The 15,266-nt window shown below is 54.4% G+C and carries 10 protein-coding genes; 8 read left to right on the forward strand and 2 right to left on the reverse strand.

Annotated features, from left to right (window positions below):
* The first annotated feature begins 2,054 nt into the window (after positions 1-2,054).
* Genes ACIPL2_RS08665 through trfA form a run of 3 tightly spaced genes read left to right on the forward strand, consistent with a single transcriptional unit; the run spans position 2,055 to position 4,959 of the window.
* Positions 2,055-2,861: a ParA family protein gene (locus tag ACIPL2_RS08665; RefSeq protein WP_401354970.1), complete on the forward strand. Its 807-nt coding sequence runs from the start codon at positions 2,055-2,057 to the stop codon at positions 2,859-2,861.
* A complete protein-coding gene (locus ACIPL2_RS08670; RefSeq protein ID WP_401354972.1) occupies positions 2,861-3,832 on the forward strand; it encodes a ParB/RepB/Spo0J family partition protein in 972 nt (323 codons plus the stop codon). The genes ACIPL2_RS08665 and ACIPL2_RS08670 overlap by 1 nt, the downstream gene beginning before the upstream one ends.
* An 11-nt stretch (positions 3,833-3,843) precedes the next feature.
* Positions 3,844-4,959 (forward strand): plasmid replication initiator TrfA, encoded by a 1,116-nt coding sequence (gene trfA / locus ACIPL2_RS08675; protein ID WP_401354975.1) that lies wholly within the window; start codon positions 3,844-3,846, stop codon positions 4,957-4,959.
* 908 nt (positions 4,960-5,867) lie between these two features.
* Here the strand turns inward: trfA and ACIPL2_RS08680 are convergent.
* Entirely contained in the window at positions 5,868-6,353 is a 486-nt protein-coding gene (locus ACIPL2_RS08680; RefSeq protein WP_401354977.1) for a hypothetical protein, read from the reverse strand.
* Complete coding sequence (locus tag ACIPL2_RS08685; protein WP_401354980.1) at positions 6,346-7,272, reverse strand: hypothetical protein; 927 nt, start codon at positions 7,270-7,272, stop codon at positions 6,346-6,348. Before ACIPL2_RS08685 ends, ACIPL2_RS08680 begins: the two co-directional genes overlap by 8 nt.
* Before the next feature lie 854 nt (positions 7,273-8,126).
* Between ACIPL2_RS08685 and ACIPL2_RS08690 the strand changes: the two genes are divergently transcribed.
* The 5 genes from ACIPL2_RS08690 to ACIPL2_RS08710 all read left to right on the forward strand — a co-directional run bounded on the left by ACIPL2_RS08690 (position 8,127) and on the right by ACIPL2_RS08710 (position 14,827).
* The gene (locus ACIPL2_RS08690; RefSeq protein WP_401354983.1) at positions 8,127-9,101 is read left to right on the forward strand and encodes a replication terminus site-binding protein; all 975 of its coding nucleotides are present in this window, start codon (positions 8,127-8,129) and stop codon (positions 9,099-9,101) included.
* A gap of 59 nt (positions 9,102-9,160) precedes the next feature.
* Entirely contained in the window at positions 9,161-9,913 is a 753-nt protein-coding gene (locus tag ACIPL2_RS08695; protein ID WP_401354986.1) for a hypothetical protein, read from the forward strand.
* A 432-nt stretch (positions 9,914-10,345) separates the two neighbouring features.
* Complete coding sequence (locus ACIPL2_RS08700) at positions 10,346-10,654, forward strand: hypothetical protein (RefSeq protein ID WP_401354988.1); 309 nt, start codon at positions 10,346-10,348, stop codon at positions 10,652-10,654.
* Between the two features lie 1,414 nt (positions 10,655-12,068).
* On the forward strand, positions 12,069-14,105 hold the full coding sequence (locus tag ACIPL2_RS08705) for a Mu transposase C-terminal domain-containing protein (protein WP_401354991.1): 2,037 nt from the start codon (positions 12,069-12,071) through the stop codon (positions 14,103-14,105).
* Complete coding sequence (locus ACIPL2_RS08710) at positions 14,102-14,827, forward strand: AAA family ATPase (protein ID WP_401354993.1); 726 nt, start codon at positions 14,102-14,104, stop codon at positions 14,825-14,827. Before ACIPL2_RS08705 ends, ACIPL2_RS08710 begins: the two co-directional genes overlap by 4 nt.
* Positions 14,828-15,266: the final 439 nt, after the last annotated feature.

The raw sequence follows: 15,266 nt of genomic DNA on the forward strand, positions 1-15,266 counted from the left end.
TGAGTTAGTCTTGAACTGATCTCCCCTCGCGGAATCAACTCCCCCCCTACTCAACTCAGATGCACCGGAGCGGCGATAATCGCTCCAACCCAATCGTGAGATTTGCCGACGTCTATGAACTGGCCAGCCCACTCGGGCACCGTGCTGAAACCATTGCCGGCATCGAACTGTTTCATTCCCACTGTGGGAATGAGCAAGGGACGGAACCCGCACCTATCCATAAAGTGGGCGCCGCGAAGCAATCCATTCCAATTATGGCAATTATCGCCGTCTATGAGTCGACCCGCCACGACGTAGCCCTCTGGAACCAAGGGCCGGCATCGCACCGTGCTTATTCCCACGGTGGGAATAAGCACGGTGCGGAACTCGAGTTAATCCAGAACCAGGGCGTCGCGGGACGATCCATTCCAATCGAGGCATGCCGCCGTCTACGAGCCGGCCACCCCACTCGGGCACAGTTCTGAGCCGAGGCCCGGCATCGAACCGTTTGTCCCACGGTGGGAATAAGCACGGTGTGGAATCCGCGCCATCCAGAAACTGGGCGCCGCGGGACGATGCATTTCACGAGGCAAGCCGCCGTGTACGAGCCGGCCAGCCCACTCGGGCACCGTTCTGGAACCGAGGCCGGCATCGAACCGTTTCATTCCCACGGTGGGAATAAGCACGGTGCGGAACTCGAGTCAATCCAGAACCAGGCCGCCGCGGGGCGATACATTCCAATCAAGGCATGCCGCCGTCTACGAGCCGGCCAGCCGACTCGGGCACCGTTCTGGCGCCCAGGCCCGGCATCGACCGTTTCACCCCACGGTGGGAATTAGCACGCTGCGGAACTCGAGTCAATCCAGAACCAGGCCGCCGCGGGGCGATACATTCCAATCGAGGCATGCCGCCGTCTACGAGCCGGCCAGCCGACTCGGCACCGTTCTGGAGCCCAGGCCCGGCATCGAACCGTTTCATCCCACGATGGTAATAAGCACGGTACGGAACCCGCACCAATTCAGAAACTGGGTGCCCGGGGGCGATCCATTCCATTCCCAGGTGGGAATAAGCACCATCGCGGAGTAGCCCAACGCATGAACCCAATTGCAAGATCGTGAAAGGGCGGGTGACCACAGCATTCCCACGGTGGGAGGTAGCACGATCCGGGACCCGCACCTATCCAGAAACTGGGCGCCGCGAGGCGATCCATTCCAACCGTGGCAATTGCCGCCGGCGCCGGCGTCGAACCGTTTCATTCCCACCGAGGGAATAAGCACCACCGCGGAGTAGCCCAACGCGCGCACCCAGTTGCGAGATCGTGAAGGGCGGTTTTCCACAGCATTCCCACGGTGGGAATGAGCACGATGCGGGACCCGACCTATCAAGAAACTGGGCGCCGCGAGGCGATCCATTCCAACCGTGGTAATTGCCTCCGACGCCGGCGTCGAACCGTTTCATTCCCACCGTGGGAATAAGCACCATCGCGGAGCAGCCCAATGAATGAGAACGCAATTGCGAGATCGTGACACGGCGGGTTGCCCACAGCATCTTCAGAGCTGGAAAGAGGGTGCTGGGAACCGCCAACCAGATAGCAAATGAAAGGGCGCTCGCCCTACATTTTCACAGTAGCAGTGAGCAATGGTCGGTACCGTCCATCGCACAAACCAGCGAATACCATCCAATGTAAATACGCCACCCCGGTCCATTATCAAGCGTTGGAAGCATCCGAAGGTGGCGATATAGCAGGGATTAAGACCTATAAACGAGAGAGCCCAAGTGAATCAAGGCCTTGATAGGCACCACGCCATTCCCACCGTGGGAATGGACGAGGAATTCTTGCAAACCAAGGCCAGCAAATACGATTAGGTTAGGCAAAGAAGCGGGGGAGAGGAGGGTGAATAAGGCTGGGCGAATGGGAGATGTGGTCTAAGATCATGTCACTGCAGACCTTCTTTAAAAACGATACAGCAAAATAAATAGCGTTTTCCAAGAATTTAAGCGTCGTGATGTTGCATAATGCCTCTCACGATGTATGAACAGGTAGCAAACCTGGAATCTTTCATTAGGAGTTGAAAATGGCAGAACGTGTCGTTAATACAAAGATCATTGCCATTGCTAACCACAAAGGCGGTGTAACCAAGACAACCACGTCGATAAACCTTGCGGACCACCTCGCTCAGCTCAACGGGTCCAATAACGTCGTACTCATCGACATGGATCCGCAAGCCAACGCATCGAAGCATATTGGCCCAGAGCATCCAGCAAAGGTCACACACAATCTCGCTGAACTGTTATTGAACCCATCTGCCAGCCTTAACGCGTTTATCTTTGAGACCACACAAATTGAAGGCGTGAGCCTGATATATGGCTCTCTTAACCTCGAAACTGTTCCTGACATTATCAAACAGGAAGACCCTAGACCCAACGAAGTTCTAAAGGCACGTATTGCCCCATTGATGGGTGTGGCCGACTACATTATTTTGGATTGCCCACCTAATCTTGGGCTTCTGACTATGAATGCACTCGCTGCCGCAACGCACTACATTATTCCTGTAGAGTCGGGCGCAGCGTATGGTCTTTACGGACTCGCTGACCTCCAGGAAAGAATCAATAGAATTAAGAAAATCAATCCAGATCTAAGCTTTCTTGGTGCACTGTTGGTTAAGCACGATTCGCGACTGACGCTATGTCAGGAGAATGAACGAGATGCGATTGAGATGTTCGGAACTGTTGTCCCAGTAAAGATTTCTCAAACAAGTAAAGTGAATCAGTCGATCGCGATAAGCAGAAGTTTACGAATGCTTGATCGCAACAACAAAGTTACGAAGCAATATGGGGAACTTGCTGTCTATGTTGCCGAAACAACAGGGGGCTCTAGATAATGAGCGCACAAAGCGAAACCACAAGTAAATCCAACCGGAAGACAGGAAAGGCGGCAGACGACAAAGGTGCTAAACCGAGCCGTCCAGGGCTTTCCGCGCTACTTGCAGGATCCCTGACTCAAACCTTCGCGAACCACAAACAGATTATTGAAGATACCGGTGTTTCTGATACGGAATACTGGTCTGCGCGCCCCATAGACATATCGATAGTTGACCCCAACCCCTATCAGCCGCGGAAAGACTTCGAGGGTATTGATGAGCTGGTCAGCCTGATAGATGAGCAAGGCTTATTGGTTCCAATCGAAGTTCGAGCGAAGGGCAACCGTTATGAACTCGTATCTGGAGAGCGTAGGGTAAGAGCTCATAAGATTTTGGGTAAGACCCGGATCTTGGCCCACGTGGTCAATATCACTGACCAAGAAAGTTCGGCTAGAGCGCTCGTAGAAAACTTTGGTCGCAAGGACTTAAGTGACTACGAAAAATCACGAGCAATAATCCGGCACAAAAAGGAGTTTGGAAGCGTCAGTTCCACGCACCAGGAATTTGGACTGACACAAACCACGTACTATCGAATGATGGCATTCGAAAGTCTTCCGGTGGCGGTGAATACTCTTCTGGATAAAAAGCCCTCACTGATCACGGCTGCAAGTGCAGAGAAAACTGTAAAGTTTATTAAGGAGAAAGTTGAGTCCGGAACTTCACAAGAAGCTTTGGAAAAGGCCCTTATCTCAATCATACAGGCAGCACTTAGCACCGGTACGCCGATAAAGAATCTTGCTCGGTCGCTGGAGAAGAAGTTTCCGCAAGCCACGCAAACGACGGCAGGTATCGAGCTTAGAAGCGGTGAGGTTAAGCTCGGGCATGCGAAGAAAAGCAAAAACTTCTACGAGTTGAAACTGGTTCGCTCGCAGTTCTCAGACGAGCAGCTTGAAAAACTTGAAGAGTTTCTGAAAAGCCTTAAATCGGCATAGGGGGTCCGAGTGTGAACGACACCAAATCGGAACAGCCCAGAAATGGTGATCTCTTCGCCACTCAGGGCGGTGCAGAGGGGGAGGGTGGTACACCTCAATCTAAGCCAGGTCATGGCATTAAAGCAGCAAGAGAGCGGGCTGAAGCAGCTCAGGCCGCCGCACTCCTCAGAGATGATCCGCAAAGCGCACAAGAGCAGGGGACGGGTGACACGACCAACGAATCAGGTAAAGCCGCACAAACTCAGGCCGAAACCCAAAAGCCAGCAGCGGCCCCTGCCACGCGACGAGGCGATGGCCTAAAGGCCGCACAACAACGAGCCAAGGAAGCCAAGGAGAACGCGGAAAAACGATTAGGCAAATGGGCAGAGGAACTTCGAGAAGCTCCAAATGAAGCGCTTCGATGCGCACTGTTTACTGCTCGGAATCGCAACGTTCAACGTGATCAACTGAAATCAGTTGAAATTTCCAGCTACGGCAATTCCCGAGTGATCTATACGGGGGAGGAGCTACGCCAGGACGACTTGGACGTTTGGCTGCAAGTGCTTCATCTGGCACGGCTTCAGGAACTTGGGACGCCTATTCGTTTCAGCCCAGCTCAGATGAAAAAGGACCTTCAGTGGCCATACGGGGTAAAACACACCGTCCGGCTGATGACGATCCTGACCAGATTGAAAACAACTGGGGTTCAGTTTCACTCAGAACGCCTTGGCCGCGGTGTAGTTCTCTCGCTTGTCAGAAAGTTTGAATACAGTGATGACTTTGACGTCGCCGGCAAACGCGCTGATAACGAATGGATCGTAGAGCTAGAACCTGAGATCGCCACCTTGTTTGGTGGAGGCTTTTATAGCACCAGGATTGAATGGGAGCAGCGAATGGCATTGCCCGGAAACCTTGCCAAATGGCTGCATGGTTTCTATGCCTCGCACAGTGAGCCATATGCACTGAACGTTGATACCCTGATAAAGCACGCCGGATCGCGCGTCTCAACACAAGGCAAAGCAAGGCAAATGGTCAAAGAAGCCTTGAACGAACTCGTCGCCGTAGGCTTCTTAAAAGAGGCTAGTTGTGACAGATCAGGCAAGGTGACTGTCGTGAGAAACAAGGCAAATACCAAGACCCCCGCTTAGGGGGTTTTTTGTGTCTGTAGATTGAGCAGTAACCCTCTCCCTGAGCGCAGATGCAGGAGGGGAGGGAAACGTATTAATGCGGTCACAGGACCACTGATAACCAAAACAAGAGGGCTGGCAACCAGTAAGCAGCGTCGACAAAGAATGCCGGCATCGCGGTTGATATTGGATCAATCCGCACACCCAGGGCAGATTTCCACGGAAGAAAACAGCCATAACCCTAAATCCTACCGAACCGGCTAATGCTGACTTAGGGGTAAAGAGGGCCTGAGCAGCACCTGATTAAGAGGTAGATAAAGAAAAAGGGAGCGGAGCAGAAACTCACCAAGGAGTAAAAAACGGAAAAAAGGGTCAAAACCCCGCTCAGAACGTCTTTACGAAAAATGAATGAAATGCTCTGCAAGCCCTTGAAATAGGCCTTAGTGGCGCTTTGGAAACCCTTCAATTGGGACAGATTGGCCCCTCTGGACGGGAAGGAAGGCTTAGCATGGTGAACTTTTTTACCCCTAAATCAGGTGCCGTCATATTTCGGATCGAGTTACCCTCAACGTGGCATTAGAGATATAAATATCTTTATATATCAATGACTTAAGCAGAGCGGCAGAATCAAAGAAAAAAGATACCCCATAGTCAGGCGGGATTACTCCATAGTCAGATAAACGCAGCAACAAAGATAATCCTTATACATCAGTGACTTATGAGGCTTATTTAAAGCTAAATAAAGGGTAAATGGTCGACTTACCTCATAGTGAGGTACGTTTACCTCATGGTGAGGTAGCTTTACCTCATAGTCAGGTAAAAAAACCTCATGGTGAGGTATTTGGTATTAGACGAAAAGCCATACAGATCAAGGGCTTCAGGCCCATTTCTCAGACCCTTAACCGCTTCTAACAGGTTTCTAACCGCTCTTAACCAGGATCAGGAACTTTTGCTTTGTAATGATAAAAGCGGGCAGCAGTAGCGCGAAGCATTGAGAGGCAGGTACCGGGGTCAAGACCGACCTGCGCGGAAAGCACCCGCATTGTCAAACAGCCCAATTCGAAGACCTTGTCAGGGGTAATTGGCACCAGGACCGATCGGCGAGGCGCCTGCATCTTCAACAGAAGAACCCCTTTGTCAAGCTGGTTCTGCAAAGTCATAGATTTGGATCTGCTTTTACCATGGTTCGAAGCTTCAAACGTAGGTACCAAGCCCATTACCGCGCAGAGGAACAAGGTGGTTTCTCTGGGTGTGACCTGAAAAATCAGCTTGTTGCCCCAATCAAATTCGGCGCCGGCTTTGTTGGCGCCGTCGATACTCAGGACTGTCTCACCGCCTGCGTTTGTGGCCATCTCAAATTTGAGAGCACAGGACGTCGCGTAAACGTTAAAGCCTTGGTAGCTAACCTCATTCATGGGAACCACCGGGACCTGCTGTGGAGAGCAGGCCTCCAACTCGATCATTCAATTGAGCCAGTTGCCCCTTGTACGCATTGGCCTCAGCCTCACTTTGGCTAACCCTGGTAGCCGCAGTACCTACTTCAAGCCGTAACCTGGTTATTAACTCGACATCCACATCACGATCGCGTTGAAGCTGCAGCATCTGTCCGTTAACCATGGCCTCACGCTCCCTCGACGCTTGAGCATCCCTTCGCGCATCGAGCAACGCCGCGTCGTGTTGCTTCGCTTTCTCCACTAAGCCGGCTACACGTTCCTCCAACTTTAGAACTTCATCCCGAGTGTGACCCAACACCGTTTTCTCATCTTCAAGCGACTCATGAAGAGAGGAGGCCTGCTCTTGGGCCTCTTGAAGCTGGCTGTTCAACACATCAAGGGCAGAAGAATCTTTCCGAGCCTGATCCTCCATTCTCGCTAGGGCAGTGCGCATCTGGTCAGAGTTGTCCCGTTCAACAACAAGTTGATTTTCAAGATCCTGGTTTGTCTGCTCGAGACGATCAATCAACAAATCCGCATCAAGCAAAGCATTGCGCTGTTGTTCAACCGAGGCTTTCAAGGAATCAATTTCCTCTAGAGCGGCGGACTGAGCCGCTTCGTTCAGCACTACTGCCAATTCCTGCAGCAGCTGGTTGACCGAGGCTTCTTGCCGTTTCACGTAGCTGGAAATCAATGCTTGTGCGCGGGCTGGAATGCTTATGGACCCAGCAGCAGACGAGCCGTTCAGCTCTACGTGTTCTGTCCAGATCCGGATCAGCCTATCGGCCCGGCCACTACCAATAGCGTTACGTAACGAATAGCCATTCACCGCGCGACCAGCCGCGAGAATGGAATTGCCAGCGTCGACGATGTCTTGAGTTGAGATCGGGGATTCGCGCACAGCGGGACACCTTGCAAGGAATGTTAAGTTGATTGTAACTAGTAACAAACAAACAAACAAACAAGCAAACAAGCAAACAAACAAACAAACAAACAATCAATCATTGCGACCTTACCGATTCGTACCCCACACCCGCTGCAGTTGATATGGGCGACCGAAGAAGCGCCGCATCACCAGCTTTCACCGGGCTGGTCCGAGCACTGATCGCCTGAGCGAGAACGGTGGCCACAATCCAGCAGGACCGATTAGCGGCCTTCAACGAACGGCGGCCGAGAATTCCGACCACCAGGTTGTCTCTAGTAGCGGATCGATCTCGAATAAGTGGCAGGGAAGAGGTACAGGAACGATCTGGAATTAGCAGAAGGGAAGCCACTGTTTACGCCCAAGATCGGCGTTGGTAATGGCCGGCGGCAACGTCACCACGAACTCTGCAATACGCAGCCCGCGGCCCGGCCGAGAGCGGCTTCCATAAGCGGACTCGACTCTTCAAAACACAAAAACAATAGGTCGACAATAAGGCGACAAACAAGCGATTTTATACCACCCCTGCACATGCTTTCCGGACCATTCCGCGACCTTCCTGACCCTCCACCTAAACGCGAAGCTCTCTGCGTACCTCTGTGGAGCTCCGCTGAGCCTTGAACCTCAAAAGCAGGGGCAGGGCGCGCCCCCTATCCTGATCGGCCCGCGCGTAGCGCGATGGAAGGTAAGAGGAAGGTAAAGGGAAGGGAGATGGAGGTGAGGGTAAGTCGGCGGTGAGGTGGTGGGAGTGGGATGCGGTAGAAGGGGTGGGCTTGTAAATAGAGAAACCCGTGCAGGGGTGGTATAATGAGGCATCTTGTATGGGGGGTCCTATGTACGAACGAATTCAGTCCGCCTACCAAACACTGACCGCTGTCATTGCGGCATTCAACCGAACGTGGCCAACACTAGTGGTCGACGGCGTGGTGTATGTCCTGCCGTTGCTGAACGAGCAGAAAACGCCCGACATCTTGCTGGTAGAGAAGGTTACTGGTGCTGATGCCATAAAGTTGGCCATCGATGCGATCGGGACTTTCGAACGGGATATAGGACAGGCCCCGGGCACGGTCATGCGCTTGCCTGGCTATTTCACGGTGGCCACCTCGGTGCTCGAGCAGGTACTCGCGATCAACGCCTGCAAACAGAACCTGGTCGACGCCATAGAGCTGGTGCGCGTAGAACAGAACCTGACGCCGGAGATGCGGCCGCGGATTATGCGGCGGGCCCTGGGAGCGAGCTTCAATACCAACCAGCTGAAACGATCCGTACACGCGTTCGACGGAGCTCCACGGCAAATTACGTTCACGTGGGCTGGTCACTCACCCGGCAATGAGCGAGTGACTGTCAGCAAGATCCGCGCTCAGCTCGTGGCCAAGGCAGAAATCCGCGCCGGCGCCGAGGACATTCCCGTGGAGCAAACCCCGGAGTATTTCGACCTCAACTCGATTGTTCATCTCTCAGACCCCGACATCCTTATCAAACACAAGATGGTCGCTCCCCACCCACGCTGCATGCTGTGGTTTTCCGAAAGCAGCCGATGGGACGCAATGATTAAAGCCAATCTTCCGGTGTTTTTGCTGGCCAGCGAGCGAGCACCAACGATCAAGCCGCTGAAGTCATTCGACCGCAACGCAAGGCGTGCCAAGCGACAGGACGAAAAGGCGCGTCAGGAGGTTCTGCAGGGGCGAGACATGTACTTACCTACCGCCAAGAGCAAGCCTGTCCAGGAGAAGGACGTTGATCGGAGTCCGGTGGAGAATGTCGCATCCACCTATCGCTTGGCCGGGCAGACTTACTCAAGCCAGTGACAGGGGTTGCATCTACAGCAGGTGCGGTAGGATGTATTCAGTCGAAAGGAGAATTCGCAATGAAGATGATCATTGAGTCAGAAGTCAAACGTGCTGAAGCACTGGTTGAGCGCTACATGGGCCTGCCACCAGAAACGATCGATCTGTTCAGCTTCAACGTGGATGCATTGCGCAAGGCTCCTGCCGACTTTGGACGCGCTATCAGCGCATTGCGCCAGGTAGCTGGCAAAAGCAGCCCTTCGCAAGCTGATGCAGCCTACGCCGTGAACGTGGTTGATCTGATTGCAGAACTGGCGCAGCGGCCACAACTGCCTGCACCCATCCAGAAACTGTGGGCGGTGGAGGAGGGCATTCGTACTGCTGGTGGACTGTGGACGCTCAAGCACCTGGTGACGATCGCACTGGCGTTCGCCGGCGTGCTGGTAGGTAGCACTAAAGTCATGACCTTGGGCTACGAGATGTTTGCCTATGTCGCCTTGGCCTTGATCGTTGCCTCGGGGGCATTGCACCTGACACACAGCAGTAACGCCGGCACGAGGGTTCCTGTCTACACGATTGGTGCTCTGGTAGCCTTCTGTGTGCTGAACACTCTGTTCGCACCTAATGTCGGGTTTCTTGTTCTGCTTGCAGGCGCAATCGCCTTCATGGCTGGGTCGTTTCTAAGTCTGTTCGATAGCAAAAACGGTCCTACCGGTGGCGAGTTGTATCCCGAGGAATACCAACCAGTGGAAGGATTACGTGCAGAAGAATTCAACTACTACAAGGTGACGACTGGCAACGATATGAGCGAGCCAATTGACAGATTGTCTTGACCAAAAAAACCGGTGGTGTGGATCAAATTATTTCGGAATATCAGGAGGAAGATATTCCGGAATATGGCGGTTGAAAGTGGAATGAGTCGCAATGAGCCGGAACTAGGTGCAATGAGATGTGAGCTGAGTCTATGCGAGTTGAAGTGGGTCTATCCGGGCTGGCATGGGATGAAGCGGAATGACTTCACGCCTAGCATTTCAACGGCGCCAATCAACTCACAGAAATGTACCCCTTGAATTGTCATCGTACCGACTGGGCATTACAGTGATTGTTTGAGTGCTCACCACCGCGACAAGGTTTCATGCACTCTAATCAGTATCAGGGCTTTACCAGGTACAGTCGCCGTTTGTGCTGATCATCCTGAGTTCGATCTGCGTCCCGGTGTTCCGCTCGCGTGGCCAAGTGGCCCAGATTTTGACGATGAATTAAACATGGCAAGAATTGATTGCATCACTGCCGGCGGTGACAACTTCCAGGCATTCCTCGACATGCTCACCTGGCCGGAGTTGGGCGCAGATTATTTGAAGCGTTCAGATGATGCTTACAACGCGATTGTCACGGGCAGCGATGGTCAGTTAGAGCTATTCGACGATTACGCGGTGCATCCGTTCGCCGACGGTCGCAAGTCCAAACTGATCGGCAACAGAGGTCTTACCTCGAATGCATCTCGCCGTTATCAGCAGATGATTCAGAATTGGCCACAATATGGTGACCTGCTGAAGCTGATTTTGGTCCGGTGAGCCAGGGTCGTTTGGCCATACAGCACATAAAGGAGTGCCGGGCATAGCCCGATGTGGTGGCCGGCAATTTTGCCGATGCACTGGTCAAGTGCCGGAACATCTGGGCCAGTCTACCGGGGGGCTGGCTATGGTCAACGTGAGCACGACTCCGACGAGCGAACGGCATACTTCATCGCCGTCGACGGACAATTAGTTTAACCGCCGCGTTAAATCTCCAAAAAAACCCGTATCCTTTTCGGATACGGGCTAAACCGTGCCTTACCTAATGAGAAAGACGGCCATATAACCAGTATGGCCAGTACAACGAGAGAGGGAGGAAGAACGTTGTGCTGTTGTCTTTCGGCGCTGATTTAATCCGTCCTGGCAAGGCCCTGCAAGTAGGTAAAACCCTCATTTGATAAACGATGAAAAACGCAGGCGAAAAAATGCCCGCACCCCTGGAGCAGAGGAATGCGGGCCAAAACCTACTGGGAAAATCAAAGTCGACGCACTTGCCGCTGTAGTGTGTGCCTGCCCATGTGCATGTACGCCGACTTGCAATGCAAATTAAAACTGATTCCGGAAGCCGGGCAAGTAGGGAAATCCCTCTACAGCAAAGGGGGGTTCTGGATCAAAAATGCCTGCGCAAAAGCGCCGCATCCTTCACTGCGCGTCAAAAGACGACGATGGTTGAATTGTGTCCCCCATTGTGATGCATGTTCAAGCTTTCTGGATTCGTCTAAATCGTATCGACTCCAGAGTTCGCTTGACACCGACCGGCCAATAAAATGGTGGGAATACAGTGAGCTTGTCGCTCCTGATGCGCTGATTTCATCTAAAATAGTGCGTTACACTTAATCTAGCGTGACGTCCATTTTGCGTCACGCACGAAAAACTGGTGAGATTAAATCGCGCTGCCTGGAGCGCCTGAAATAATTGCTCTGCCAATTTTTTTTCGACGGCTCAGACTTGCTCTGACCCGAAGGCCGCGTTAAATTGCGCCGTCGCTGTAAATCCAGCGAACTGGAATTGACGTTCTGGAATAATGGTCGGTACAAATACCGCAAAAAGCGGTTTTTTTGTGTCCGCAACGCGGCGCCCCTAATGGACGGGTCGTGTGTGGGCTTCCTCGGAAGCACCGGTTCCCATTACCGGCACGTCAACCCACACGGCTTCGTCCACCCTAATTGACGTTAGGAGACGGAGAATAAAACCGCATAAATGGGAACCCTTCATGCCTGCATTATCGGCCTCCGTTTCTTCGTCCGAAACTTTTTCAGCATCATTCACGACAGTGTGCTGTGCTTCAACTCTATGGCTTGACGCTGCCGCCTTCGCCTCATTGCTCAACTTGTCAATCCACTACGCCCATCAGATACTGACCCAGTCAGGCACTGGCCAACCGTGGCGCGGTCATACCTTGCACGTGCGTTTGATGCCCGACCGTGATGCGCAGAGTACTCCCCAGTACGAAGTTCGCGCCGACAGCCTGCCCCCTGAGCTTTGCCGCCAGTGGTTTGAAGCCTGTCCCTTGCCCGTGCCGCCCTCACTGCCTGTTTCGCGTCACCTGTCTTTGCCCGATGCGCCCCATCCGCAGGATCGCCAAGCCAACAAACACCTCGACCTGGCTCTGTGGAAATGGCGACTGATCCAACCGGCGTTGGCCTACCCGAAACACTCCAACGCCCGTGGCGAACAGTTACGTATATTGTCGGGCGGCGACCATCAGACGCCGGACGGTCGCCGTCGTCGGGTCAGCCTCGACAGTCTCTACCATTGGGTCGCCCATTATGAAGGAGCCGGACTTACTGCGCTGATGCGCCGCCCGCGACGGGACGCAGGACACCGAGTCGTCGGCATCACCCGCCGCTGGTACAACTCCTGCCCCTTGTCGGTCGAAGCGCAACAGCTGATCGCCGAACAACTGGCCGAACAGGTGCGCTCTCTATGGGCAGCTGGCGCGCCGGGCTATCGCACCGTGGCAGAACTCGGCAGCGCCGCTCTGTACGACTTGTCCCTGCAAGCGGGCTGGCAGGAGGTGACGCTGGAGCAGTGCCAATTGAGCCGCAGCTACGTAGAGCATTATCGTCGTTATGCACTGGTGGCGATGCACGACAAGGATGCGCGCCAATTCTTCGACCGCATGGTGCCGCGCGTTCGCCGTCACCGGGACGGCCTTAAGCCGATGGATATCATTGTTGGCGATGTTCACCCCATCGACATCCGGTTGACCCGCGCCGACGGCTCGGCGGTCATGCCTCGGGCCATTGCCTGGATGGACGTGGCCACCCAGCGCCTGCACGTCACCTTGATCCAGCTGGAAAAAGGCGAAGGCGTCAAACAAATCCATGTCGCCCAGTCGTTCGCCGCCATGTGCAGTGCCTGGGGCTTGCCGCGTCAGCTGTACCTGGACAACGGCGCCGAATACGGCTGGCAGGACATGATGAGTGGTTTTGCCCAGCTCAACCGCCTGACCGGCACAACGTTGGACACCCGCTTGAATGACGCGTCATACCCGGCGGTGGTGCGCGCGCGCCCGTACAACGCCCAGGCCAAACCCATCGAGGGGCTGTTTGCCCTGCTCGAGCAACAGGTGCTGAGCATGCTACCCGGCTGGATTGGCGGTAACCGCATGCGGCAGAAGACGCATAACGTCGGACGCGAGCCGCACCCCTATCCGGGGGACTGGGCCGCATTTCACCAATCGTTCGATCGGGCCCTGGCCTATTACCATGCTCGTGCCCAGCCTTTCAGTCGCAGCCTCAAGGGCCAAAGTCCGAATCAGGCACTGAGCGCGGCCATTGCGGGCGGCTGGAGCGGCGCGCCGCAGGTTGATCCGCTGGCGTTGCGCGTGGCCTTTTCCTGCGAAGAGACCCGTTTGATTCAGGGCGGCGGTTACGTCAACTGGAACGGTAAGACTTACTATGACGATAAGCTGGTGGCACACAACGGCAAGCGCCTGCGCATCCGCTTTGCCAAGTGGGATGAGCGTTACCTGTTTGTCTTCGATGAGCATAACCAGCTGATTTGCGCCGCCGAAGAGGCGCAGCATTTCGCCTTCTTTGGCCCGGACGGTCCCCGTATCCAAGCGCAGCGCCACCAACTGATGAAACGGCATATCCATGATTTGCGCGGCAACACCGTGCGCCTGGACTTGGAACAGGCCATGCAGCGGCGCACCGAACTAGTAGAGCCCGCCCCGAACATACCGCAAGGCCCGCGCATCGAACTAACGCCAAGCATGTCCAGCATGTTGCAGGCGCTTAAGGCGCATCAAGCCCGAGCGCTGCCCGTTCGCGCAGGCCATCACTCGACCGTCACCTCGCAATGGCTCACGCCGCCCAATGCCTTGTTAAGTGCGCAGGGAGACTCCGACTCGGACGATGAGCTGGAGTGGCTGGATTCAACAAACGTTCTGGAGTCATTTTCCCCGTTATCGTCTGTCTCCAGCGTAGAGGGGGATGAACAATGAGCACGCTGATCGAAACCCAAGCGGTGCAGCAAGCGTTGGCCTTGGCCCAGACCTTGTTGAGTACCGACAGTAACCGCGTCGGTAAGATCGACGGCAAACCCGGCACGGGCAAAAGCACCATCGCCCATTATCTGGTGGCGCAATTGGGCGCGGTACGGGTCTGCGCCTATCAGGGCATGTCGACGAAAACGCTGATGATTGATTTATGCGCCGCGTTGGGGCTGGACGTCACCGGAGGCACCGCCGCCACGCAAATTGCCCGCCTACGGCCACGCGTCAACAACCGGCTGGTCATCATCGATGAAGCCAACCACCTGAAGTGGCCGCAACTGGAAGGCCTGCGCTTTCTCGCCGATGAAGCCGGGATGGCCTTGCTGCTGATGGGCACCGACCTCATGAACCGGCAGTTTCGCACGCCGCAGACCGGGGTGTACCTGGCCCAACTGGCCTCACGCATCGGCGCCAAGACCTTGCACCTGACGCGCATGCGCCGCATCGACGAGGGACAAGCCTATGTGTTGCAGCCATTGTTCGGCAAAGTCGACCGGGCCACGGCCAAACGCTTTATGCAGGTCAGTCAGGGTTATTGGCGCGACAGTGTGGAGCTGGCCCGTGCCTGTCAGCGGTTGATGGCGCCGAATGGGCTGAGTCAATTGACGACGGAAATTGTCGACACCGCCGCACTGTGGATGGCGGAGGGACGTAAAGGCGATGCGCTCTAGTAGGCGGAAGGTACGAGCTCCAAGGTTCGCTGAAACAGATACCGGGGCAGCTGTGCTGCCCTTTGTAAAAATGCCCTAGCTGTTCTGCTTTGAAGTAACGGGCGAGTCGACGGATACAGTTTTGCAACGAGCTGTAGCCGCATTGCGTCAGCTTTCGATACCCGGCCGGGTCTGGCCGATTGCCCTCAACCTCGTTTGCCTCGCACACATACATCTTCGCAGTTCTGAATGCGTGCAACTTGATCAAGCCAACCTCATGCCGTTTTTTGATCTTCCTGAGTCGCAGTAGGTAATTTTTCCTTGAGTGTTCCGCTCGGTAAAAAGACCGGCTCGGCCCTCAAAACCTACTGAGCTCTGAAGCAGGATACACATCGTATTTTGCGTTAAAAATCTTGATGTATATTAAAATTGGATAGCTACCTCTGCCCTTTTGAACGAC

Source organism: Pseudomonas sp. NPDC086251, assembly GCF_044746405.1.
Taxonomy (GTDB): domain Bacteria; phylum Pseudomonadota; class Gammaproteobacteria; order Pseudomonadales; family Pseudomonadaceae; genus Aquipseudomonas.